The organism is Paenibacillus lacisoli (assembly GCF_030580655.1).
Taxonomy (GTDB): Bacteria; Bacillota; Bacilli; order Paenibacillales; family Paenibacillaceae; genus Paenibacillus; species Paenibacillus lacisoli.
In genome coordinates, this window is the sequence record NZ_JAUQTB010000002.1 from 350,338 (window position 1) to 374,407 (window position 24,070).

The 24,070-nt window shown below is 52.6% G+C and carries 28 protein-coding genes; 1 reads left to right on the forward strand and 27 read right to left on the reverse strand.

Annotated features, from left to right (window positions below):
* Window positions 1-71: 71 nt before the first annotated feature.
* The 7 genes from Q5741_RS05425 to rplS all read right to left on the reverse strand — a co-directional run bounded on the left by Q5741_RS05425 (window position 72) and on the right by rplS (window position 5,976).
* A complete protein-coding gene (locus Q5741_RS05425; protein WP_305023047.1) occupies window positions 72-446 on the reverse strand; it encodes a YraN family protein in 375 nt (124 codons plus the stop codon).
* Window positions 440-745, reverse strand: coding sequence for an EscU/YscU/HrcU family type III secretion system export apparatus switch protein (locus tag Q5741_RS05430; RefSeq protein WP_305023048.1), 306 nt, complete (start codon window positions 743-745; stop codon window positions 440-442). The genes Q5741_RS05425 and Q5741_RS05430 overlap by 7 nt, the downstream gene beginning before the upstream one ends.
* Window positions 742-2,781, reverse strand: coding sequence for a DNA ligase (locus tag Q5741_RS05435; protein ID WP_305023049.1), 2,040 nt, complete (start codon window positions 2,779-2,781; stop codon window positions 742-744). The genes Q5741_RS05430 and Q5741_RS05435 overlap by 4 nt, the downstream gene beginning before the upstream one ends.
* Before the next feature lie 233 nt (window positions 2,782-3,014).
* The gene (locus Q5741_RS05440) at window positions 3,015-3,641 is read right to left on the reverse strand and encodes a ribonuclease HII (RefSeq protein WP_305023050.1); all 627 of its coding nucleotides are present in this window, start codon (window positions 3,639-3,641) and stop codon (window positions 3,015-3,017) included.
* A 213-nt stretch (window positions 3,642-3,854) separates the two neighbouring features.
* Window positions 3,855-4,721 carry a ribosome biogenesis GTPase YlqF gene (ylqF, locus tag Q5741_RS05445; RefSeq protein WP_305023051.1) on the reverse strand — a complete coding sequence of 289 codons (867 nt, stop codon included), beginning with the start codon at window positions 4,719-4,721 and terminating at the stop codon, window positions 3,855-3,857.
* Window positions 4,722-4,762: 41 nt separating this feature from the next.
* The gene (gene lepB, locus Q5741_RS05450) at window positions 4,763-5,437 is read right to left on the reverse strand and encodes a signal peptidase I (protein ID WP_305023052.1); all 675 of its coding nucleotides are present in this window, start codon (window positions 5,435-5,437) and stop codon (window positions 4,763-4,765) included.
* A gap of 194 nt (window positions 5,438-5,631) precedes the next feature.
* A complete protein-coding gene (rplS, locus tag Q5741_RS05455; RefSeq protein ID WP_305023053.1) occupies window positions 5,632-5,976 on the reverse strand; it encodes a 50S ribosomal protein L19 in 345 nt (114 codons plus the stop codon).
* Between the two features lie 341 nt (window positions 5,977-6,317).
* Here rplS and Q5741_RS05460 point away from each other — a divergent pair, with 341 nt between their 5' ends.
* Window positions 6,318-6,524: a hypothetical protein gene (locus Q5741_RS05460; protein WP_305023054.1), complete on the forward strand. Its 207-nt coding sequence runs from the start codon at window positions 6,318-6,320 to the stop codon at window positions 6,522-6,524.
* Window positions 6,525-6,603: 79 nt separating this feature from the next.
* Here the strand turns inward: Q5741_RS05460 and trmD are convergent, their stop codons facing one another.
* From trmD to Q5741_RS05560, 20 genes are all read right to left on the reverse strand, one after another.
* Window positions 6,604-7,359, reverse strand: a complete 756-nt coding sequence (gene trmD, locus Q5741_RS05465; protein WP_305023055.1) for a tRNA (guanosine(37)-N1)-methyltransferase TrmD — start codon at window positions 7,357-7,359, stop codon at window positions 6,604-6,606.
* A 1-nt stretch (window position 7,360) separates the two neighbouring features.
* Window positions 7,361-7,873 (reverse strand): ribosome maturation factor RimM, encoded by a 513-nt coding sequence (rimM, locus tag Q5741_RS05470; RefSeq protein ID WP_305023056.1) that lies wholly within the window; start codon window positions 7,871-7,873, stop codon window positions 7,361-7,363.
* Window positions 7,874-8,079: 206 nt separating this feature from the next.
* Window positions 8,080-8,310, reverse strand: coding sequence for a KH domain-containing protein (locus Q5741_RS05475; protein WP_305023057.1), 231 nt, complete (start codon window positions 8,308-8,310; stop codon window positions 8,080-8,082).
* A 25-nt stretch (window positions 8,311-8,335) separates the two neighbouring features.
* Window positions 8,336-8,608, reverse strand: a complete 273-nt coding sequence (rpsP, locus tag Q5741_RS05480; protein WP_305023058.1) for a 30S ribosomal protein S16 — start codon at window positions 8,606-8,608, stop codon at window positions 8,336-8,338.
* 46 nt (window positions 8,609-8,654) lie between these two features.
* Window positions 8,655-10,031 carry a signal recognition particle protein gene (gene ffh, locus Q5741_RS05485; protein ID WP_305023059.1) on the reverse strand — a complete coding sequence of 459 codons (1,377 nt, stop codon included), beginning with the start codon at window positions 10,029-10,031 and terminating at the stop codon, window positions 8,655-8,657.
* Window positions 10,032-10,071: 40 nt separating this feature from the next.
* A complete protein-coding gene (locus Q5741_RS05490) occupies window positions 10,072-10,425 on the reverse strand; it encodes a putative DNA-binding protein (RefSeq protein ID WP_305023060.1) in 354 nt (117 codons plus the stop codon).
* 120 nt (window positions 10,426-10,545) lie between these two features.
* A complete protein-coding gene (trhA, locus tag Q5741_RS05495; protein ID WP_305023061.1) occupies window positions 10,546-11,193 on the reverse strand; it encodes a PAQR family membrane homeostasis protein TrhA in 648 nt (215 codons plus the stop codon).
* A 139-nt stretch (window positions 11,194-11,332) separates the two neighbouring features.
* On the reverse strand, window positions 11,333-12,337 hold the full coding sequence (gene ftsY / locus Q5741_RS05500; RefSeq protein ID WP_305023062.1) for a signal recognition particle-docking protein FtsY: 1,005 nt from the start codon (window positions 12,335-12,337) through the stop codon (window positions 11,333-11,335).
* Between the two features lie 27 nt (window positions 12,338-12,364).
* Window positions 12,365-15,934 carry a chromosome segregation protein SMC gene (gene smc / locus Q5741_RS05505; RefSeq protein ID WP_305023063.1) on the reverse strand — a complete coding sequence of 1,190 codons (3,570 nt, stop codon included), beginning with the start codon at window positions 15,932-15,934 and terminating at the stop codon, window positions 12,365-12,367.
* A complete protein-coding gene (locus Q5741_RS05510) occupies window positions 15,915-16,085 on the reverse strand; it encodes a hypothetical protein (protein ID WP_305023064.1) in 171 nt (56 codons plus the stop codon). Before Q5741_RS05510 ends, smc begins: the two co-directional genes overlap by 20 nt.
* Before the next feature lie 167 nt (window positions 16,086-16,252).
* Window positions 16,253-16,951, reverse strand: a complete 699-nt coding sequence (rnc, locus tag Q5741_RS05515; protein WP_305023065.1) for a ribonuclease III — start codon at window positions 16,949-16,951, stop codon at window positions 16,253-16,255.
* A gap of 12 nt (window positions 16,952-16,963) precedes the next feature.
* Window positions 16,964-18,202 (reverse strand): beta-ketoacyl-ACP synthase II, encoded by a 1,239-nt coding sequence (fabF, locus tag Q5741_RS05520; RefSeq protein ID WP_305023066.1) that lies wholly within the window; start codon window positions 18,200-18,202, stop codon window positions 16,964-16,966.
* 97 nt (window positions 18,203-18,299) lie between these two features.
* Window positions 18,300-18,533, reverse strand: a complete 234-nt coding sequence (gene acpP, locus Q5741_RS05525; RefSeq protein ID WP_305023067.1) for an acyl carrier protein — start codon at window positions 18,531-18,533, stop codon at window positions 18,300-18,302.
* A gap of 103 nt (window positions 18,534-18,636) precedes the next feature.
* A complete protein-coding gene (fabG, locus tag Q5741_RS05530) occupies window positions 18,637-19,386 on the reverse strand; it encodes a 3-oxoacyl-[acyl-carrier-protein] reductase (RefSeq protein ID WP_305023068.1) in 750 nt (249 codons plus the stop codon).
* Window positions 19,387-19,436: 50 nt separating this feature from the next.
* Window positions 19,437-20,372, reverse strand: a complete 936-nt coding sequence (gene fabD, locus Q5741_RS05535) for an ACP S-malonyltransferase (RefSeq protein WP_305023069.1) — start codon at window positions 20,370-20,372, stop codon at window positions 19,437-19,439.
* A gap of 86 nt (window positions 20,373-20,458) precedes the next feature.
* A complete protein-coding gene (locus tag Q5741_RS05540) occupies window positions 20,459-21,448 on the reverse strand; it encodes a beta-ketoacyl-ACP synthase III (RefSeq protein ID WP_305023070.1) in 990 nt (329 codons plus the stop codon).
* Window positions 21,449-21,456: 8 nt separating this feature from the next.
* A complete protein-coding gene (gene plsX / locus Q5741_RS05545; protein ID WP_305023071.1) occupies window positions 21,457-22,446 on the reverse strand; it encodes a phosphate acyltransferase PlsX in 990 nt (329 codons plus the stop codon).
* On the reverse strand, window positions 22,430-23,026 hold the full coding sequence (fapR, locus tag Q5741_RS05550) for a transcription factor FapR (RefSeq protein ID WP_305023337.1): 597 nt from the start codon (window positions 23,024-23,026) through the stop codon (window positions 22,430-22,432). The genes plsX and fapR overlap by 17 nt, the downstream gene beginning before the upstream one ends.
* A gap of 273 nt (window positions 23,027-23,299) precedes the next feature.
* Window positions 23,300-23,473, reverse strand: coding sequence for a 50S ribosomal protein L32 (rpmF, locus tag Q5741_RS05555; protein WP_305023072.1), 174 nt, complete (start codon window positions 23,471-23,473; stop codon window positions 23,300-23,302).
* 46 nt (window positions 23,474-23,519) lie between these two features.
* Window positions 23,520-24,026 (reverse strand): YceD family protein, encoded by a 507-nt coding sequence (locus tag Q5741_RS05560; protein ID WP_305023073.1) that lies wholly within the window; start codon window positions 24,024-24,026, stop codon window positions 23,520-23,522.
* Between the last annotated feature and the right edge of the window lie 44 nt (window positions 24,027-24,070).

Sequence of the window (24,070 nt, forward strand, 5' to 3'; positions counted from 1 at the left end):
ATCGGTCGTCCCCATGCACAAAAAAAATGCCCTCCGGTTACACGGAAAGGCATCTGTATCAATATCCCGCCTTAAAAGGCGCTGATAATATGCTGAATTTCAAACTCCAAGGGAAATCTGCCGAATTGAACGGTGATGACATCGAAGCGAAGCGATCTGTCCTGGTTATGGAATCCTGTCTGGTGTACATATATGGCGGCCGTAGAGCGAACCTGATTGATCTTGCGGGCATCAATAGACTCGGCGGCTGTACCAAAGCCGGAGCCTGTCCGGCTGCGAACTTCAATCATAACCAGTGAATGGTCTGCTTCAGCAATCAGGTCAAGCTCACCGCTGCGGCAGCGCCAGTTGCGCTCCAGAATGCGGTATCCCCGCTTCTCCAGGTACAGGGCCGCCTGCTGTTCCCCTGTTTTCCCCACTTCCTGGCGGCTGGGTCTCTTCACCATGACGATGTATCCCCTCTGGCCTTCTGGTCCGCCCGGTAAATATAGGTCAGCACCTCCGCCACCAGCTGATACAGCTCAACAGGAATCTGCTCATCCAGATCCAGCTTGGACAGGACCTCTACCAGCGCAGCATCCTCCTGGACCGGAATGCCATGATCCATGGCTTTCTCCAGAATTTTATCTGCGACACGCCCAGATCCTTTGGCCACAACGACTGGCGCCTCCATCTGACCGGGCGTATACTTGAGTGCGACTGCCCGCTTCACAGCAGGCGGAGTTTTGGAATCCGGTTCGCTCATATTTTGACATCGACCCCTTTGTATGTGTCCGGGATGTAGGCCTGAGCCGCAGATTGCGCTGTCTCCTGAACCCGGGTCCGCTCAGGAAGAGGCAGTGATTTCAGAGACAGCAGCTGATAACCCATGCCTGACAAAGCGCGGCCAATCTCTTCTTTGCCGTTCTGGAGCAGCGCTTCCGCCCATTCCTGATCATTATGGACCTTGAGGGTTACGATCCGGTCAACGACATGGACATCCACCAGAGTAGGGCCCAGCGCCTTCATATCCAGATCAAACCACAGGCGGCAGTTTGAAGCATCGAGCTCCCCCCGTTTACCGCGGCGGGATTGAACCTGAACCGATGCGGTGACCTCCCCATCCGGGCCAACAAACGGCACAAAGAGATGCATCTGGGCAAAGGGAGCTGCTTTATCGTTATTTAACAGCAGCTGCTGACCGGTCAGGCTTTGAACGACCTGCTGCACGGTTTCCTTCAGCTGGGGCGGCACGTCGTCACTGCCCAGCAGCTGCAGCAGCGTTCCCTTCAGGCTGTCCGGTGCGGCTGGCTGTGCAGCCGCCTCCACCGGGCCGTCCCCAAGCGGGGACGCTGCCAGAGCAGCCGCTTCACCTGCGGCTGCTCGCTGCGGCGGCGCGGGCACAGCCGCCGCCTGCGGATGCTGCGCGGCTACTGCCGCCGCGCGCAGCGACTGCTGCTCGTGCTCCGCGCCGAGCAGCTTAAGCACCCGGCCCACCCACGGCTCTGCCGGTGGGGCGGGTGCCGCTGCTGCCCTGCCGGAGGCGGCAGCAGTTGGTTCAGCCGCCGGCTCGGGCGGCTGGGCGGCGCTGCGCAGCTCCTGCAGCAGCGCCAGCACCTTTTGTGCCAGCGTCCCGGCGGCTGGCACTGCTGCCGCAGCGGCTGGCTGCGGCGCGCGGTTCCCGGCGGACGGTTCCGCCGGAAGGTGCGGTTCGGCGGTGTCCACGGGCACCGCCGCCGATGCGCCCGCTGAAGCGGAGCCAGCGGGCTTCCCGGCCGGCTGCGGGACAGCAGCCGGTTGACCGTCAGGCACGGACGTCGTCGTGCCTGCAGTGCGCGCAGGTATATTCTCCTGCGCCGCGGTGGCTGCCGGTTGTTGCGGTAGCGGCACAGCTTCCGCTTCCTCCACGGCAGCGGCACCGGTGGAAGAGCCTGCAGGAAGGTTCGGCTTTCCGTCTGGAGCGCCTGCCGGTGTGCGGACTTTCCCATCCGGGAAGCCTGCAGGAGCGGGCATGTGTCCACCTAAAGGTGCAGGCTCTGCTGCATCTGCTGATACAGAGGCAGCAGGCAGTGGCGTGGAGGCGGCTGCTGGTACAGCGGCGGCCTTAGCTGCATTGGGCGCGGCTGCAGCAGATGCCGTGCCGCTCGGCTGCGGTTGAGACATGCCGGCAGCAGATGCCATATTCTTCCCCGGTGGTGCTGATAACTCGGAATTCAGGGTCTGCAGCTGTTCTTCCAAGGCCGCCAGCAGCTGATGAAGCGGAGGACCGAAGATGGTCTGCTGCAGCCCTTTAATGCTCTCTCCCGTTACAGGAAGTCCCCGCTGAAGGGCAACTGAAGCCGACTGAACCCACTCATCCAGCGGTACCGATGGCGGTTTAAACTGAAGCGTCCCACGCAGCAGTTCCGCGTTCTCCTTCGTCAGGGGAATACCGCTTTGGTTCATGGCCAGAATCAATTCCTGATTGGGTTTAGTATTCGGCAGTTCCAGGGCTTCCATGACCTCCCCCAGTGTCTGGGCCGGAATTACAACATTAGATGCATTCGACAAAGGCTTAAGGGTTGGCAAATTGCTATCTCCCTGCGGCTCAACCTGAAGCAGGGTCGTCTGCCCTTCCTGCAGGGGTGTTTCCAGCTTCGCCTTCACCTGTACTCCCTGGATCTGCAGCACCGCTTCATTCCCCTCTTCATTCACCTTAAGCACAGTGCCCCGAACAACCTGGCCGCTCTGCAGTTCCAATTGTCTGGGTTCTCCAGGCTTGCTGTCCCCCAGCAGGCCTCTGATGACGGAACCGATATTCATCTCACCCCTCCTTATTTACCAAGTCCCGAGGATATAGTGTTACAGCTGTACAACTCATCTCCGAAATGGACTGATACATTCGTTTTTAACTAATTTGCTCTATGAAGAATATATCGGCTGAAGCCTCCGCTTTGATTTGCTAACCCGAGAGCAGCACATACAGCACACTGTCCGGACCTGGGAAAATGCCCTTTTTTGCATTTGCATCCTTTTACGATGCCATCCTCTTACATCTACAGATCAAATAAGGTTGGCTGCTCCAGCAGCAAATTACCCAGGAAGCTGCGGCGGTGCAGCGGCGTCGGTCCCAGTGCGAGAATCTGTTCCCGGTGCAGCTTCGTCGCATAACCTTTATGTACAGCAATGCCGTATTCTGGATAGCGGGCTTCCCACTCTCCCTTGCACAGCCGGTCCCTCGTGACTTTAGCTATGATTGAGGCGGCACCAATCGATTGGCTGTTTGCATCCCCTTTAATAATCGCCAGCTGGGGCAGCGGAAGATCGACCTTCTCCGCATCGACGAGCAGATAATCCGGAACAGGATCCAGTGCCTCAACCGCACGCTTCATCGCCAACCTGGCGGCCTGTTTGATATTAATCCGGTCTATAGTCTCCACGTCGACATGGCCGACACCTACAGACAGCGCTTCTTTCATAATCTGATCATACAGAAGCTCCCGTTTTTTCTCGGACAGCTTCTTGGAGTCATCGACCCCCTCCAGAACCAGTCCTTCCGGGAGAATAACCGCAGCGGCAACGACATCGCCAAACAAGCACCCTCGTCCAACTTCGTCTACACCCGCCACACGGTGATACTGCTGGTTCCAGCACTCTTTCTCATATTGCAGCAAATCTGTCATCTCTTAACCCACCTGCTTCTTTCACGGTTAGAACCTGTTTGTCTTTCAGCTTACCACAGCCTGTAAATCGGGGGTAGCCTCCTGCAAAAATGCAGTTTTCCCACTGCTTCACAAATACTGTTCATGCATTCCAATAAAAAATCCCGCACTCCATCAGGAGTGCGGGAGGTGCTTCCTTCCCTGGCTTGTCAGCCGGTTACCACACATTCGGAATTAATAAGGGGCCTCCATAGAGTAACGCCCCATTTTGCCGGCACGAAGCTCGCGCAGGATTGTACGTGATGCTTTCTCCAGATCGACACGGCCTCCGCCCATCAGGCAGCCGCGTTTACGGCCGACCGCCTCCATGACAGCGACTATCTGATCCGGCTCCTCCAGCTCCTCCGGCTTCTCTTTCAGTTCAAAGCGGTCGGCAAAAGGCTCCCAGTAATATTGCACGAGATATTTTACCGCATAGAAGGCAACTTCTTCGACGTTCAAGATCTCTTCCTTGATCGCACCGGTAACGGCCAGGCGATAGCCGACATTCTGATCCTCAAACTTCGGCCACAGTATACCTGGGGTATCCAGCAGTTCCATTTCCGTTCCGACTTTGATCCACTGCTGGCCTTTCGTTACGCCCGGACGGTCACCGGTTGCCGCGATGTTTCGGCCTGCCAGCCGGTTAATCAAGGTTGATTTACCCACGTTAGGAATTCCGACAATCAATGCTCGGATCGGACGCGGATTTTTGATCCCCTTGGCCAGCTGCTTATCAATTTTGTCCTTCATCAAGAGACGTGCCTGTACCGGCAGGTCCTTCACACCGGTACCCGTTGCTGCATCCAGCGGCAGTGCCGTCAGTCCCTGTTCCTTGAATTCGGCTATCCACTGTTTGGTTACTTCTGGATCTGCCAGATCCGCTTTATTCATGACTACTATACGCGGCTTGCCCTGCAAAATCTCATCAATCATCGGATTGCGGCTTGACTGGGGCAGCCGGGCATCAATCAGTTCGATCACCAGATCGATCAGCTTCAGCTTCTCTTGAATCTGGCGGCGCGCTTTGGTCATATGGCCGGGAAACCATTGTATCGTCACGGTCATCACCTCGCTGTCTGTCCTAGTACAATTCTAATACATTAATATTTGTGTTTGATCCACTGAATATCCTTGACTGGCCAGAAAATCACATCTGCGCGGCCAATCACTTCCTTCAGTGAGATATAGCCGATCATACGGCTGTCATTGCTGTTTGGACGGTTGTCACCCATCACGAAGATATGTCCTTCCGGTACTACACCTTCCGGGAAATCCTTATCGTTATAAGTGGTACCATTCGCCTTCGCCTGATCAATACGACCCTGGATGTAAGGCTCGGAAATTTTCTTGCCGTTAACCAGAACCTCGTCGCCCTCAACCTCAACTTTGTCACCTGCAACAGCGATAACACGCTTGATGAAGTCTCTGCCTTCTTCCGGCACATGGAACACCACGACCTCGCCGCGCTGCGGTGCCCGGAAATCATACAGGATCTCATTCACGATAATTCGCTCGCCTGTCTCAAAGTTTGGATTCATGGAAGGTCCGTCTACAATAAACGGCTTGAATAACAGCCATCGAATCAATATAACCAGTACGACTGCGATAATGATGGCTTTTAACCATTCTACAGCTTCATTCTTCGGCTTCTTGGCTCGTTTGCCTGCAGGTGCTTCCACAAGTTGGTCCTGCGTGCTGACTGTTCCCTCCGGCTGCTCAGGACCTTCATAATCATCCGTTCTTCCCGAAGTTCCTTGTTGAATATCACGATCCATGATTCACCGTCCTTCCCGGGTTTCATTCCCCGTCTAATCTGTACAGGATGCATTCGTCCTATGTTAGAAGCTACATACATATTTAGCAGCTATGTCATATCATACTATCCGAAGATATCCAATTACAAATAAGCAAAAAAAATATGTAGAAAAACGAAAAGGGCTTGTAAACAAGCCCTTCCGTTATCGCCATATTAGCGGCGAATCTCTTTAATTCTCGCTGCTTTACCGCGCAGTTCACGAAGATAATAAAGCTTCGCACGACGCACTTTACCACGGCGAGCCACTTCGATTTTATCGATTTTCGGGGAATGAAGCGGGAAAGTTCTTTCCACACCTACACCGTAAGAAATTTTACGAACTGTAAAAGTCTCACTGATTCCGCCGCCACGACGTTTAATAACTACACCTTCAAACAGCTGAACGCGTTCACGAGTTCCCTCGATAACCTTAACGTGCACTTTCAAAGTGTCACCAGGACGAAAGCTCGGAAGATCTTTGCGCAGTTGTTCTTCAGTAATCGCTTGTACGATATTCATCTAGGACTCCCTCCTTCCGTACAGGTGTTCATACTTCTTCCGGAAACTCTGGTTTCCATCATCATCTGTAGAGGACCACCGTATTCCACACAACAGACTTATTGTATCATGTGGTAAATGCCTTTGCAACTGAAATCTTTTAATCCTATGATGCTTATTCGGATGTTCTTTCTGTTTATTTAACGGATGCCTTCTCAGACAACCGCAAGATTAAAAATGAATGAAATCCTATGCATGCGCCAGCCATCTGCCGATATACTATCCTTATAACCATAAATACGGCGTAGGCACAGTTGTTTCCAAGCAGCCAATGAAACTTTAGAGAAATCCGGGTGACAAAGATGAAAATTGAAGATTTGATGGTCCTGCAGGAATACGGGATTTCCCTGAACAGCAAAGACGGAGAAACGCTAAACTCAACCGATCTGAATATCCACAGGCATGTTCTTGATGCCTATATTGAAGCGCTGCATGTACTGGAACAGTATCAGCAGCAGTTTGATCAGCTGTCGAAGCTCTACGGCTTTGATTTTAAAATCCCGGTATAGACTTTTAATTCCCCGCTAAAAAGACCGCAGCAGCTGAATCCAGCGCTTCGCGGTCTTTTACTTTTACTACTGAACTAGGCTAATCCGTGACTCGTTGAGCAGACTGTTCTTCGAGACTTTTAAGCCACTGCCGCTCTTTCACGGTAAGGTCTGCATGCTTCAGAAGATCAGGACGGCGCTCAAAGGTCCGCCGCAGGGACTCCTGTCGTCTCCAGGCTTCAATATTGCTGTGATGGCCGGAGAGCAGCACGTCTGGAACCTGATGTCCACGGAAATCAGCCGGACGCGTATAGTGAGGATATTCGAGTAAGCCTGTACTGAAGGAATCCGTGACTGCGCTGGTCTCATTACCGAGCACTCCCGGCAGCAGCCTCACCACACTATCAATAGCCACCATGGCAGGAAGCTCCCCTCCGGTCAGGACATAATCCCCAATAGAAAGTTCATCTGTGACGAGGTGCTGGCGAATCCGCTCGTCATATCCCTCATAATGACCGCAGATGAAAATGAGATGCTCTTCTCGGGACAGCTCCTCTGCCTTTTTCTGTGTGAATGTCTCTCCCTGCGGGCACATTAGAATAACACGGGGGCGTACTGCCGTATCATTTTCAAGTAAATCCTCGACCGCAGCAAAAATCGGATCCGGCTTTAGCACCATACCGCCTCCGCCGCCATATGGCGTATCATCCACCTGACCATGCTTGTTGCCTGCGTAATTGCGGAAGTTAACAGCCTGAAGTGCAACGATACCTTTTTCTCTGGCTTTACCTAAAATACTTGTACCGAACACACCTTCAAACATTTCAGGGAACAGGGTTAATACGTCCACCTTCATGTCAGATTAATCCTTCCATCAGCTTCACCGTAATTCGTTTGTTATGCTTGTCCACATGGAGGACGACATCCTCAATATAAGGAATCAGCAGTTCTTTGCGTGCAGGTGTCTGGACTACCCATACATCATTTGCTCCTGGAGTAAGAATTTCCTTGATGGTTCCGAGTTCTTCCCCTTCGTCTGTCAGTACCGTGCAGCCGACAATTTCATGGAAATAAAACTCGTCTTCGTCCAGTTCCTCCATGTATTCGGCAGATACCTTCAGTGTGCTTCCCTTATATTTCTCTACCTCATTGATGTTGCCATAATCTTTGAATTTGACGACCGCCATGTTTTTTTGAAAACGGCTGCTCTCTACCGTAACATCAATCCGTTTGGCATCCGGTGTTTCAATCAAAAGCTTGCTGTTCTTGGCAAAACGCTGCTCCGGAAAATCAGTCAACAGCAGAATTTTGAGCTCGCCCCGAATGCCGTGAGTATTAACAATTTTGCCTACATTAAATAATTGCTGCATGCGCTCCTCCTGTGCAGGTGCATTTTACGTTTCGGGATACCTGTCTTCCCAGCAGCCTATTTAGCCTGTGAGCTTAACGTTACAAATTAAAACCTCAGAAGCTTAATCCATGACCATCTATCTTGAGGTTTCCCTAAGAGATGTCACAGCATGCCGGGATGTACGAAAAAGGGCTAGGACAAGTATCCTAACCCCCAATCGTATATTTAAGATATGATATCCACGGTAACCCGTTTATCTATCTTAACTGCTGCTGATGTGACGACTGTGCGAAGCGCCTTGGCAATCCGTCCCTGCTTACCGATCACTTTCCCTACATCATCAGGATGCACGGTCAGTTCATAGACAATAAGCCGGTCCTTCTCCACGGTGTTCACGGCCACATCCTCCGGATGATCGACTAAAGCCTTAGCAATAACAACCACTAATTCTTCCATAGATGACCCTCCGAATCAGCACCAATTATTTCTGTTGTTTAAGCTCATGGAACTTCTTCATAACACCAGCTTTGCTAAGCAGGTTACGAACGGTGTCGGATGCTTGCGCACCGTTTTGAAGCCATTTGATTGCTTTATCTTCGTCGATTTTTACATCAGCTGGTTGAGCAACTGGATTGTAGTAACCGATTTCCTCGATAAAACGGCCGTCACGCGGGGAACGGGAATCCGATACCACTAGACGGTAGAATGGCGCTTTATGAGCACCCATACGTTTCAGACGAATACGAACTGCCACGAAAATTCACCTCCTTCAAGAAATCAAAATGATATTTGGAATCTGCTTAACGGAATGGAAATTTCATTCCCTTGCCCAGACTTTTCAGCTGTTTCATTGCTTTGTTCTTGCCGCCTTTAGGACCCATCATATCCGAGAACTGCTTCATCATCCGGCGCATTTCATCAAACTGCTTGATCAGACGGTTCACCTCGGCAAGCGAGGTACCACTTCCCAGTGCAATCCGCTTGCGGCGGTTGTGATTAATGATCTCCGGGCTCTGCTTCTCATCGGTAGTCATGGATTGAACGATAGCTTCAATCCGTCCCATCTGCTTATCGTCCACCTTAATGTCCTTCATCTGCTTCATCTTGCCCATACCCGGGAGCATGTCCAGAATCTGGTCTATTGGCCCAAGCTTCTTCACCTGGTCCATCTGCTCCAGGAAGTCATCGAACGTAAATTCAGCATTTCGCATCTTACGTTCCATTTCTTTGGCTTTCTCGGTATCGATGTTCGACTGGGCCTTCTCAATCAGAGAGAGCATGTCGCCCATACCAAGAATCCGTGAAGCCATCCGTTCCGGATGGAAAGGTTCCAGGGCATCCAGCTTCTCACCAAGCGTCGCAAACTTGATCGGACAGCCTGTCACCGCTTTGACAGACAAGGCTGCACCGCCGCGGGTATCTCCATCCAGCTTGGTCAGCACCACACCTGTCAGTTCAAGCTGCTTGTTAAAGTGATCCGCCACATTAACTGCGTCCTGACCCGTCATACTGTCGACGACGAGGAGCACTTCATCAGGATTCACATGACTGTGGATCTGACGGAGCTCTTCCATCAGTTCCTCGTCGACATGCAGGCGGCCGGCGGTATCGATGATCACATAATCGTGACCATTGTCCTTACCGTGCTGCAGACCGGCTTTGGCGATTTCGACCGGGCTGGTCTGGTCACCGAGGCTGAATACCGGAACCTTGATCTGTTCACCCAGCACCTGGAGCTGCTTGATCGCAGCCGGACGGTAGATATCGCCCGCCACGAGAAGTGGACGGTGATTCTGCTTCTGGAGCATTTTGGCCAGCTTGCCGGACGTCGTCGTCTTACCCGCGCCTTGCAGACCCACCATCATAATAACGGTTGGCGGCTTCGTTGCACGAGCCAGCTTCGACTGGCTTCCTCCCATCAGGTCGGTCAGTTCCTTGTTTACAATATCAATGATGACCATGCCTGGCGTAAAGCTGTCCATAACTTCTTTACCGACAGCCTTTTCTTTGACCTTGGCGATAAAATCCTTCACGACCTTGAAGTTAACGTCGGCTTCCAGCAGAGCCAGCCTTACTTCGCGCATCGCTTCGCTTACATCGTCCTCCGATACCTTGCCTTTGCCACGCAGCTTGCTGAACACGTTCTGCAGCCGGCTTGATAATCCTTCAAATGCCATATAGATCCACCCCCTTGTCTGATCATGATCTCTGTTTTAGTTAAAATGCCAGCAGCCGTTCCAGAATGCCGTTCAGCGATTGCTTCTCCCCGGCTTCCAGGCCGGACTGCTCCAGCATGTTTCTTATCGTCTCAATATCCTGCGCACGCTGTTCATATTTGGCGAGAAGACCAAGCTTCTCTTCATACATGTCCAGCACAACCTCAGCGCGTTTGATATGTTCATACACAGCCTGACGGCTAATCTCGAATTCAGCGGCAATCTCTCCCAGGGAGAAATCATCGTGAAAATAATATTTAAGGAAAGTCTGCTGCTTCTCCGTCAGCAGTGGTTCATAGAAGTCGAATAGCAGGTTAATGCGGTTCGTCTTCTCGAGTCGGTTCTCCTGACTCATCATTGGGCACCCCCATCGTCAAGGAAAAACACTTTACAGTTCTTCAACGTTCCTTATAATACCGAAAACAAAAGAAGATGTCAAGCTATTTTGCTTGTCATCTTCAAATTGCCCAAATCCTTATCGCAGAGGCGTTAAAAACAGCAGCACCGCAAAGAAATGCAGCACGCTTCCTCCCAGTACAAACAGATGCCAAATTGCATGATGGAACGGAAAGCCGCGCCATACATAAAAGACCGTCCCTAATGTGTAGAGGACGCCCCCGGCCATTAGCAGGAACATACCGCCTGAAGGAACTACGGCCGAAAGCGGGTGCCATGCAATAATGATCAGCCACCCCATCGCAAGGTAGAACAAGGTGGACATGAAGAGAAATTTTTTGGTAAAAAAAGCTTTGAAGATGACGCCGAACAATGCAATCCCCCATACGATGCCAAAAAGACTCCAGCCAAGCTCACTGCGCAGGGCCACGAGCAGAAACGGCGTATAGGTGCCTGCTATAAACAGATAGATGGACGAATGGTCGAATATCTCGAACAGATCCTTAAGCTTGCCCTCACGCAAACTGTGTACCATCGTTGAGTTCAAGTACAGGATCAGCATCGAGACCCCATAGATCGTGAAGCTTACAATATGCCAGCCTGTGCCCTTGATCGAGGAAAAAACAATCAGCAGCACTAATGCCGCAACGCTGAGTGCAGCGCCGATACCATGAGTGATCGCATTCGCGACCTCCTCCCTGCGGGAATAGGTATGGGTATTGGCCATAGAAAAACTCCTTTCCATACTACAGTTTATGCAGGCTTACCCGCATTGGGCAGCGGTCCTGTAAACAAGGACGGGCTGCTGCCCGTCCCCCCATCATCGTTCTTAAATGAACTATGGAAAATCAAAGTGTATGCCGGATTTAAGCCTGATCGGCCGACTCTTCTTCCTCGACCTGCTGGATCAGTCCTGCGAAAAGCGCATGCACAAACTGCTCAGAATCAAAAGGCTGCAGATCGTCTATTTTCTCACCCAGACCTACAAGCTTCACCGGCAAATTCAGCTCCTGACGGATGGCTACAACGATGCCGCCCTTAGCCGTACCGTCCAGCTTCGTCAGAACAAGTCCTGTTACCCCGCTCTTCTCGCCGAAAAGTTTGGCCTGCTGGAGGGCGTTTTGCCCTGTTGTCGCATCCAGCACCATCAGCACCTCATGCGGCGCACCCGGAATCTCACGCTGGATGACACGGAAAATTTTGTTCAGCTCCTCCATCAGGTTCGTTTTGTTCTGCAGGCGTCCCGCCGTATCACAGAGCAGGACATCCACGCCTCGCTGCTTGGCAGCCTGTACTGCGTCAAACATAACCGCCGCAGGGTCTGAGCCCGCCTGCTGTTTGATGACCTCGACACCTGCACGCTCACCCCAGACTTCAAGCTGCTCTATCGCCCCGGCGCGGAAGGTATCTCCTGCAGCCATCATCACTTTTTTGCCCTGCTGCTTGAAACGGTGGGCCAGCTTGCCGATCGTTGTGGTTTTGCCGACACCGTTAACGCCGACGAACAGAATAACTGTAATTCCGTCCGGATTCATGCGCAGCTCATTATTCTCATCCCCGCGCAAAAGTTCGGTCAGCTTCTCGGACAGAACCGGCTGAAGCTCAGCCGCATCTTCAATCCGGCGTTTCTTCACTTCAACACGCAGATCCTCAATCAGGTTCATTACAGTGCTGACTCCTACGTCCGCGCCAATCAAAATTTCTTCGAGCTCCTCGTAGAACTCCTCGTCGATCTTTTTACGGCGGATCACCAGGTCAGACACCTTCTCGACCAGACCTTTGCGGGTTTTCTCCAGTCCGTCCTTAAACTGCTTCGTTACCGCCTCTGTTTTGTTAGAAATGCTCTCTTTCAGCCTTTTGAAAAAGCTCATATGGTCCCTCCGTCATGTCATATAGAATCAGGCGATCTCCGCCTCTTCATCTTCCAGTCTTACCGATACCAGCTTGGATACGCCGCCTTCCTCCATCGTTACGCCATAGAGGACATCGGCTTCCTCCATTGTTCCCTTACGGTGGGTGACAACAATAAACTGGGTCTGCTCCGAAAATTCCCGCAAATATTGTGCGAAACGTACTACATTCGCTTCATCCAGCGCGGCTTCCACTTCATCCAGGACACAGAATGGGACCGGTTTGACCTGCAGAATAGCGAACAGCAGAGCCATCGCGGTCAACGCGCGCTCGCCTCCTGAGAGGAGCTGCAGGTTCTGCAGTTTCTTGCCTGGAGGCTGGGCTACGATATCGATCCCTGTCTCCAGGAGCCGCTCTGGATCCAGCAGTACCAGATCGGCACGCCCGCCGCCGAACAGCTTCGAGAAGACGGTTCCGAATTCGCGCCGGATGGCATCGAATGTCGCCTTGAAGCGCTTGGACATCTCCTCGTCCATCTCACGAATGACCTGATACAGTGTCGTCTTCGCTTCAACCAGGTCACTCTTCTGCTCACTGAGAAATTCATAGCGCTCATTTACCCGCTGGAATTCCTCAATCGCTCCGAGATTCACTTCCCCCAGTGCCGAGATGCTGCGTTTCAGTTTCTGCACCTCAGCCTGGGTTGTTTCTACGTCTTCAGGCAGCGGATAGCGCTGCTGCGCCATTTCGTAGCTCATCTCGTAGTCATCAGCCAGCTTCCGCAGGATATTATCCAGCTCCACATCGAGCCGGTTCACACCAATCTCGGTCTGACGCAGCTGATCCTCAACTGCCTTCAGCTGGGTCCTCTGCTCTCTCGTCTCGTTCTCTTCGAGCTCCAGCTTCTTCGACAGCTGGGAACGTGCCGCACGCTTGAAGTCCAGCTGCTGCGCAGCTTCTTCCTTCTTCATCCGGTAGCGGTTGACGTCTTCAGTCTGCTGGACGGTCTCCGCCTCATTCTTGCGCAGGTCTGCCTCAATCGACGCCAGTATCTGACGATTCTGCTTCACTTCGCGGCCCAGTCCGTCATAGTCGCTTTGCAGCCGGCGCAGCTGATCCTCCAATGAGAACCGCTCCTGATCCAGCTTTCCTTCACGGACCTTGAGGTCGGTCAATTGGGTCTGAAGCTCTTCCTTGGCCGACTCATTCGCTTTTCGGGCAAATTCTGCGGCCTGAATCGCCAGATGGGTCGCCTTCTCTTCCTCTTCCAGCTTAACCAGCTTGGCGGCCGCTTCAGCCCTGGCTTTCTCCAGCTCTTTCATTTCCTGCACGAATGCGCTTTTCTCCACGCTCGTCGCAGCCACCTGCTCCTGAACATGACGCAGCTCATGTTCCATCTGCTTCAGCTCAAGCGCCGCCTGCTGTTCATTCCCGCGTTTGGTATCACCATCATGGCGCAGCTGCTCGAGCAGATTCTGTGTTTCCTCCATCTGCCGCTTGATATCCGCCACTCCCTGCTGCAGCTTGGAAATTTGCTGCTCGGTTTCGCGGATGTCCTGATCCAGCTGATCCAGCTGACGTTTACGTCCAAGAAGATTGTTGTTCTTCTTGTGCTGACTGCCGCCCGTCATTGAACCGCCAGCATTGACCACATCACCCTCCAGGGTAACGACCCTGTAACGGTATTGGCAGCGTGCCGCGATCCGGTTCGCATCTTCCAGCGTCTGGGCAATGACCACATTGCCCAGCAGGCTGCCAATAATGCTGCTGTAACGGTCCTCGTAACCGACCAGATCCGCACCAATACCGACAAAGCCTTCGGCTCCCTCGACCATCTTTCTTTCGCCCGCTCCAATTTGCCGCGGACGAATAACGTCCAATGGCAGGAATGTCGCTCGGCCCAGCTGGCGCTGCTTCAGGAAGCCGATTGCCTGACGGGAGACTGCTTCATTCTCCATGACAATATGCTGCACCGATGCGCCCAGTGCCGTTTCCATGGCCAGCTCCAGCTTCTCCGGAACACGAATCAGCTCAGCGACTGCTCCGTGGACGCCATGGAGCGTTCCTTTGCGGGAAGCCTTAAGCACTTCCTTGACACCCAGCATGAAACCGTCAAAATCATCCTGCATTTCTTTCATCGTATCCCGGCGGGAAATCTGCGCCTCGCGCTTCTGCTCCCACTTCCGGATAGCCGACTGACTCTCGTCATGCAGCTTCTGCTGAGCGTGATACCGTTCACTCTCGGTAATATATCCACTGCGAAGCTGGCTGATTTCTTTACCCAGCTTCTGGATCGCACCCTCAAGTGATGACTTGCGCTTAACCAGATCATCACGCTGCTGTTCCCATTTGCCTGATTCGCCGGCCGCCCGGCTCATACGGCGCTCCAGATTCTCCTTCTGCTGGTCACTGTAACGAATCTCATTACGGGCCTGAGCCATCTGATTCATCAGCTCCAACAGATTGCCTTTCAGACTCTCTTCCTGCTGCTGGCTGATGCCCCCCGTGACCCCGACCAGCTTCGCTTCCTCTGCCGTCAGCTGTTCACGCAGGGCTTCAAGCTCCTGGATAATCCCTGTCAGCTTGTCCTGCAGCTGCTGATGCTCCGCTTCGCGGTCCTGAAAACGTCCTTCATTCGATTCAAGGGACTGGAGCAGCTGCTCCCGGTTGTTCTTCAGGTTGCGTGCACGTTCCTTCAGAAGTTCACCGTAACCTTCCGTTTTCTCCGTCGCTTCGCTGTACTGCAGCAGCTCATTCTGCAGCAGCTCCACATCCTCTTCCAACTGACGCAGTGCAAGGCGGTCATGCTCCAGCTTTGCATCATGGCTGGAAACAACGGTCGACAGCTGCAGTTCCTCTTCCTTGAGCACTTCGAGTCTGGCATTGGCCTCACTCCAGGCAGCATGAATCTGCTGGATCTGGTACACATACATCGAGATCTCCTGCGACTTCAGCTGACTGCGCAGATCCTTGTAATGCAGGGCCTTCTCCGACTGCTCCTTTAAAGGGCCAATCTGGTCTTCCAGCTCGGATACCAGATCATGGATACGAAGAAGATTCTGCTCGGTCTCATCCAGCTTGCGGACCGCGTCTTTTTTGCGCGACTTATATTTAACAATCCCTGATGCTTCTTCGAAGATACCGCGCCGGTCCTCCGAACGGGTGCTCAGAATCTCTTCGATCCGGCCCTGTCCGATAATGGAATAGGCCTCCTTGCCGATACCGGTGTCCATGAACAGCTCCGTAATATCCTTCAGACGGCAGGACTGCCGATTGATAAAATATTCGCTGTCCCCGCTGCGGTGAACCCGTCGGGTTACGGTAACCTCATTGAAGTCCAGCGGAAGCGTGTGGCTTTCATTGTCCAGCGTCAGCGATACTTCGCCATAATTAACAGCCTTGCGCGCATCACTGCCGGCGAAGATAATATCTTCCATCTTCCCGCCGCGCAGGGACTTTGCGCTCTGCTCACCAAGCACCCAGCGAATACCGTCAGAGATATTACTCTTGCCGCTCCCATTGGGGCCGACGACAGCCGTAATTCCCTGCACAAATTCCATTTCAGTCTTATCGGCGAAGGACTTAAAACCCGCCAATTCAATGCGTTTCAAAAACATTGGATTTCCTCACCTCTAACTTTCGGCATTCTGCACACTTCGATTCCAGCACTGGCATCTTCACCGAATTCAGCACTTGATACAGAATGCTCACCTGCACAATCCATGCGTGTACCTCACGCTCCAGATCCTTGCTGCTTTCCATTTCCACTCGAAGTCATTACTCCTATTGTACCATAATGACAGGTCTGAAAAAGCACGAACCTCCTGCCGCTGTGAAAACGAAAAAAGAGCAAAAAGCAGTCCGTACCCATCTAACGCCGGGACAAGCCCGCGGGCTGCTCTTTGCTCTTGCTTTGTCCTGAACATCCAGACAAACTACCTTTCCGACAGCTTCAAGTGCTGCAGCGCCAGCGCTGCCGCCTGCTGCTCTGCTTCTTTTTTGGAACGACCCACACCGTGCCCCAGACGTTCTACACCCATGTGGACCTCCGCAACGAATTCCCGCTCATGAGCTGGCCCCCGCTCTTCCACAATCCGGTACTCTAAGGTACCCATACTGTGATGCTGAATAAGCTCCTGCAGTTCTGTCTTAAAGTCACTCATCTGCAGTTTGCCGTTCAAGACAACCTGGTCGAAGACAAAACGGTCCAAAAATGTACGGACTGCGTCCAGACCCTGGTCCAAATACAGCGCTCCGATAAACGATTCAAATACATCTGCCAACAGGGCAGGACGAGTCCTGCCTCCTGTCAGCTCCTCACCTTTGCCCAGAAGAACGTATTTGCCAAAAGACAACGCTTCTGCAAATTTCACAAGTGACGGCTCGCATACGATCGCTGCACGCAGCTTGGTCAATTCGCCTTCCGGACGGTCAGGATAAAGATTGTAGAGATACTCGGATACCGTAAGCTCCAGGACAGCATCACCAAGAAATTCGAGACGCTCGTTGTCCTGGTGCTGACTGAACCGGTGCTCATTCACATAAGAAGCGTGGGTGAAAGCCTGCTTCAGGAGCTGCCTGTTGTTAAATTGAATATGAAGTTGCTGCTGCAGTTGCTTCAAGTCTCCACTCAATTAACTGACCCCTTACGCATCAAATTTTTTCAAGATTACGGTTGCGTTGTGACCGCCAAATCCGAAGGAGTTGGACATAACCACATTCAATTCAGCCTGACGAGGCGTATTCGGCACATAATCCAGATCACATGCCGGATCCTGATCCTCCAGGTTAATGGTCGGAGCGATGGTCTGGTTCTTCAATGACAGCCCCAGAATAACCGCTTCCACACCGCCAGCTGCTCCAAGCAGATGACCTGTCATCGATTTGGTCGAGCTGACTGCCACTTTGTAGGCATGATCGCCCAGTGCCTTTTTGATCGCTTCCGTCTCGGATTTATCACCAACCGGTGTCGATGTCCCGTGCGCATTAATGTAGTCGATCTCAGAAGGATCGATACCCGCGTCGCGGATAGCCATCTTCATGCAGCGCGCTGCACCGTCCGGATCCGGCTCAGTCATATGGTGGGCATCGCCCGACAAACCATAACCGATCACTTCTCCGTAGATTTTCGCACCACGCTTCTGCGCATGCTCCAGAGATTCCAGAATCAGAATGCCTGCACCTTCGCCCATAACGAACCCATCGCGTCCTGTATCAAACGGCCGGCTAGCCTTTTCCGGCTCCTCATTGCGTGTTGACATCGCACGCATGGAACAGAACCCGGCCATACCTGTAGGACGAATGGTTGCTTCGGCACCGCCGCACACCATCACGTCGGCATCGCCGCGCTGGATCATTTTGAAGGAATCACCGATGGAATGGCTTCCTGTTGCACAGGCCGTCACCGGCGTCGTATTTGGTCCTTTTGCTCCAAGCATGATCGACAGTTGGCCTGAGCCCATATTCGCAATCATCATCGGAATAAAGAATGGGCTGACCCGCTTGGGTCCTTTCTCCAGCAGCACATTGTGCTGATCTTCCCATGTTCCGAGACCGCCGATACCTGATCCGATCGATACGCCGACACGTTCTGCTTCAGCGTTCTTGCCAATTTCAATCCCGCTGTCCTTCATCGCCGACATTCCTGCTGCTACAGCAAGCTGTACGAAGCGGTCCATTTTGCGGGCATCCTTGCGGTCCATGAATTCCTCAGGATTAAAATCCTTGATGGAAGCCGCAATCTTGGTTGGATATTCACTGACGTCAAAGGCTTCAATCAGGGAAACCCCCGACTTGCCTGCCATCAGGCTATCCCAAAATGAATTTAAATCCTTACCGAGGGATGTCATCACACCCATACCGGTTACAACCACTCTTTGTTTCAAGCCTACTCACCTCTATATCGGCTGCATTATTTGCATGTTTTTCACTACATGAATGAGGAGAAAGTCCCGCCTGAAACAGGAACGGGACTTCATTGACTTAGGTATGAGATTGTATGTAGTTTACAACTTCACCTACGGTCGTAATTTTCTCTGCATCTTCATCAGAGATTTCCATATCAAATTCATCTTCCAATTCCATGACCAATTCAACTACATCAAGAGAATCAGCGCCCAAATCTTCTTTGAAAGATGCTTCAAGTGTAACTTCGGCTTCGTCGGCTCCCAAACGGTCAACGACAATGCGTTTTACACGCTCCAATACATCGGACATCCGGCTCACCTCCTCCTAGGTATTATACGAGAATTGAATTCAAAATGCCATAGACGAGACAGGCACAGCCTGCTCTTCTTTCGGACATGCTGGAAAGCGGCAGTTACATGTACATACCGCCATCGACATGAAGCGTCTGGCCCGTCATGTATGAGGATGCAGAAGATGCCAGGAACAGAACGACATCTGCAATTTCCTCAGGACGTCCCAAGCGGGCCAGGGGAATATCACCCAGGAGCTTATCACGAAGCTCATCAGGCAGAACCTGTGTCATCTCCGTATCAATAAATCCAGGGGCCACACAGTTTACAGTAATTCCGCGGGAGGCCAGCTCACGGGCGGCGGACTTCGTCAGTCCGATCACTCCGGCTTTGGCTGCAACATAGTTAGCCTGTCCGGCGTTTCCGAGCACACCCACCACAGATGAAATATTAATGATTCTTCCGGAACGCTGCTTCATCATCGGACGGGTGACAGCCTTCAGGCAGTTGAATACGCCTTTCAGGTTGGTCTCAATAACCTGATCGAACTCGTCTTCTTTCATACGCATAATCAGGTTATCTCTAGTAATACCCGCATTGTTGACCAAAATATCAATCTGGCCCCAAGTTTCTGCAGCTTCCTTCACGAGTCGTTCACTTTCAGCCAGAATGCCGACGTTCGCCTGGATGGCTACCGCTTCAACACCCTTCGCGCGGATCGCTTCCACCACTTCGGCGGCGGCAGCTTCACTTCCCGCATAGTTAACGGCTACATTCGCTCCGGCTTCCGCCAGGGCCAGCGCAATACTGCGGCCAATCCCGCGGGATGCACCGGTTACAAGCGCATTTTGGCCTTGCAGAGGTTTGGACATTCTAATTCCTCCCTTATTAAAAGTCAATACCGATCCTTCACCAGGAGGGATCAGGCAAGTGCCTCTACGGCTTCCTGCAGGCTGGAAAGGCTGTTCACATTCAGCAGGCGCACGGATTTGTCGATTTTCTTCACAAGGCCGGTCAGAACACTGCCAGGGCCGAATTCAACGAACGTATCGACACCCTGTTCAATCAGCCAGTTAACCGTATCTTCCCATAATACCGGGGAGTATACCTGTTCCACAAGCAGACTGCGGAACGCCTCACCATGCTCGGCCGGCCGGGCTGTTACGTTCGCTACGACTGGCACCGACGGCTCGGAGAACGTTACACCGGCTAGATGTTCACCCAGCTTCTCAGCAGCTCCGCGCATCAGGGAAGAGTGGAACGGGCCACTCACTTCCAGCGTGATCGCGCGTTTGCCGCCAGCTTCCTTCACGCGTTCGGCTACAGCTGCTACACCTTCAACGGTACCGGAAACGACAATCTGTCCCGGACAATTTACGTTAGCCAGCTCTACAGCGTGCCCGTTCGTAGTAATTTCGGCACAGAGTCCGGCCAGCTGGGCACGGTCTGCACCCAGTACAGCGGCCATGCCGCCTTGACCGCCGGGAACCGCCTGCTCCATCAATTGACCGCGCGTACGGACGATGGATACTGCATCCTCAAAGCGAAGTACACCCGCAGCGACAAGAGCACTGTATTCACCGAGACTGTGGCCTGCGACGAAATCAGGAGCAATGCCATGCTCTCGGAATGCTTCGAGCAGAGCCATGCTCGCTGTCAGCAGTGCTGGCTGCGTATTGGAGGTCTGCTTCAAGTCATTGTCAGGACCTTCAAAGATCAGCGAGCTGAGTGAAAAGCCGAGCTTCTCATCCGCCGCTTCAATTACGGCGCGTCCCGCCGCGTTATGTTCGTACACATCCCGGGCCATGCCCACGGACTGGGATCCCTGGCCAGGGAAAATGAAAGCTGTTTTTGCCATCTATAACACTCCTCTTATCATACCTTTGCTGGCAGCAGCAACTATTAATGAAAGATAAGTTCGTCTATTTCGAATACGTCGGAGGCTTACCAGACGAGAACCGAAGCTCCCCAGGTCAGTCCCCCGCCGAAGCCAACCATTAATACCCGGTCACCTTCCTTGATGCGTCCGTCTTCGGCAGCCTCAACCAGTGCAAGCGGAATGGAAGCCGCCGATGTGTTGGCATACTTGTCCACGTTAATAACGACTTTCTCCGGTGGAAGATCCAGCCGCTGCATGGCGGATTGGATAATGCGGATATTGGCCTGATGCGGCACGAAGATATCGATCTCTTCCTTCGTCAGATCCGCTTTTTTCAACACTTCATCTGTTGCAGTCCCCATGACACGCACTGCAAATTTAAATACCTCACGGCCGTTCATGTAGATATAATGCTTCTTGTTCTCTACCGTCTCATGGCTGGACGGCTGGCGGGAACCGCCGGCTTCCAGGGTCAGCAGGCTGCCCCCGGCGCCTTCAGCACCGAGATCAAAGGACTGGAAGCCGCGGCCTTCCGGTACTTCCCCCAAGATAACTGCACCCGCACCGTCCCCGAACAGGACACACGTGTTGCGGTCTGTATAATCCGTAATACGGGACAGGCAGTCTGCACCAATAACAAGCGCATTATTGTACATGCCGGTTTTGATAAAATTCGAAGCCGTCGCCAGCCCGTACACAAACCCAGAACATGCAGCGGACAGGTCAAATGCAGCAGCACGCTTGGCACCCAGTTTATCCTGCAGGATGCAGGCTGTCGAAGGAAAAGACGTATCCGGTGTAATCGTCGCTACGATAATCAGATCCAGCTGATCCGCAGTCATACCGGCAGATTTCAGCGCATTCTGAGCCGCCTCATAGGCCAGGTCAGACGTAGCCTGTTCCGGAGCTGCAATATGCCGTTCACGGATGCCTGTACGGCTGACGATCCATTCGTCACTGGTTTCTACGATTTTCTCCAAGTCGCTGTTCGTCAAAATTTTCTCTGGCACATATTTGCCAGTCCCGATGATTCCCACCGGACGCAAATTACTCATAATGTCACTCACTTCCCGCTGATTTCCTTAGATATACTCTCTACCAACCGGCTCTGCAGTGCCGTTCTGGCCTGCCGCACCGCATTTTTGATCGCATTGGCATCCGCTGAGCCATGGCTCTTGACCACAAGTCCGCTCAGCCCGAGCAGCGGAGCACCGCCATGCTCGGTATAGTCCAGCTTTCCCTTCAACCCGCGCAGCTCCGGCATCATTACGGCACCGGCCAGCTTCGTCTTAAGTGACTTGCTGAACTGCTCCTTCAGCAGCTTGAACACCGCGCCGGCAGTCCCCTCCAGGGACTTCAGCATGATGTTGCCTGCGAATCCATCACAGACCAGTACATCACAGCTGCCTGTCAGCACATCACGCGCCTCGACATTGCCTACAAAATGAATCGGCAGCTGCTCCAGCAGCGGGTACGCATGCTTCGTCAGTTCGTTGCCCTTCCCCGGCTCTGTTCCGACATTCAACAACCCTACCCGCGGCTTTGCAATGCCATGCACCTTCTGACGATAGACACTGCCCATAACCGCATATTGAGCCAGATGCTCCGGCTTCGCATCCATATTAGCGCCCAAATCAAGAGCAAGCACTCCCGTATCATCCAGGGTCGGGATCATCGGAGCCAGCGCCGGGCGTTCAATCCCTTCCATGCGTCCGACAACCAGCAGACCTGTCGTCATAAGCGCTCCGGTATTGCCAGCCGAAATCATCGCGTCCGCTTCCTTTTCGCGTACCATGCGACCTGCAACGACCATGGACGAGTCCTTCTTGCGTCGAACCGCTTTGACTGGTTCATCTTCGGCTCCGATCACTTCAGCTGCATGTCTGATCTCCAGATTGGCTGGCAGGGCGCCTCCCAGCAGGGGATGGATTGCTTCCTCATTGCCCACAAGAATCAGATGTGTATCCTTCCACTCCGCGGCTGCGGCCAGAGCCCCCTCCACGGTTACCTGCGGCGCGTGGTCGCCGCCCATCGCATCAATGACGATCCGCATGATGGCTGCCTCCTTCGGTATAATCTTCTCCGGTCGACCGGTAGATCAGGAAGTTCCCCTGAAACACCATCTCTTCACCCACGTAGGCAAACACTTCGACCTTCGCTTTGCCGCTTCTGGACGGATTGGAGCGCACATAGGCTTTCGCAATACATTTCTCGCCCAGATGTACCGGCCGCACAAACCGGATATCCGCCGAGGCCGTCAGTGCAATCTCATCATTGATGACAGCGACCGCCAGCGAGTTGGCCTGTGCGAATACATAGTGTCCCCGGGCGATGCCCGTACGGGAGAACACATGCTCTTCGCGTATTTCAAAAATAGAGATGCCGCTCTTGTCCAGCTGGAGATCAACGATATCCCCGATAATCTCATGCAGGGGCAGCGACCGCACCTGATCGTAAGAGCTTTCGGCCATCAGCTTCATCCGTTCCCGCAGCTCCGGGATTCCCAGTTCCATCCGGTCCAGACGAATCGTCTGAATGCTGACCTTCAGCTGCCGGGTCAGCTCCTGATCGGTGACGAAAGGATTCTCGTCTATTATTCTCGTCAGCTGCTGCTGACGCTGCTTCTTCGGCAGACGTTCGATGGCGGCCACCTCCTCGTTGTCCATTACTCCGGCCTGACTGCAGCCGTCTCTATCATTCTATTTATGTAGGCGCCACTTCCGCCTGGTATAACTCAATCCAGTCCGTTCTTTTTCAGAAAATAAAAGGTCCGCACAATACGGTTATTATGGGGCAGACCTTAGAACCTGGTACTAAGCAAGTATATAGCATGGCGTATCAAAAAGAAAGCTTGGGTCAAAAAAAAGTAGCACTCCATCGAAATGAAGTGCTACTTTTCATCAACATTATTGAGAGATAATCTCTCTCGTTTTGTACGTTCCGCACACTTTGCATACGTGGTGAGCAAGCTTCAATTCTCCGCATTGTTCACATTTTACCATACCCGGTACAGCCAATTTAAAGTGAGTACGACGCTTGTCACGACGTGTTTTGGACGTTCTCCGTTGAGGTACTGCCATGATTCCCACCTCCTTATTCAAATCAACCCGTTCACAGTGCCTTAGCTCATTTATTGAAAAAATCCTTAAGGCCCGCAAGCCGGGGGTCAATCACTTGGTTGTCACAGCCGCAATCGCCCTCGTTCAAATCATGCCCGCAAGTTGGACAAAGGCCTTTGCAGTCCTCGTCACACAGCGGCACAAAGGGAACGTGCATGAGAAAAGATTCTTCGCAATAAGGCGCCAGATCAAAGCTCTCGCCTTCGACGAGAATCGCATCGTCTTCCTGATCTTCATCAGAATTGGCCGATTGCTTAAACTGTTCCTGGAATTCAATATTGAGATGCTCATGCATCGGCTTCAGACAGCGGGAACATAACATGTCCAGCTCTGCCTTCAGCGACCCCTGAACATCAATCACACCTTCAGTATGACTGATTGCAGACAAATCCGCGACCAGCGGACTGATGGCAGTGATATCCTTGCGGTTGTTGACGAGCGCACTAACATCAAGCGATTCATGCAGGCTGATCTGCCCGCCGCTTGAGGCCATTTTACGAAAATGCAACTGCATAAACTATCACTCCAAACAAACAAAAATTATTATACCGATATTTC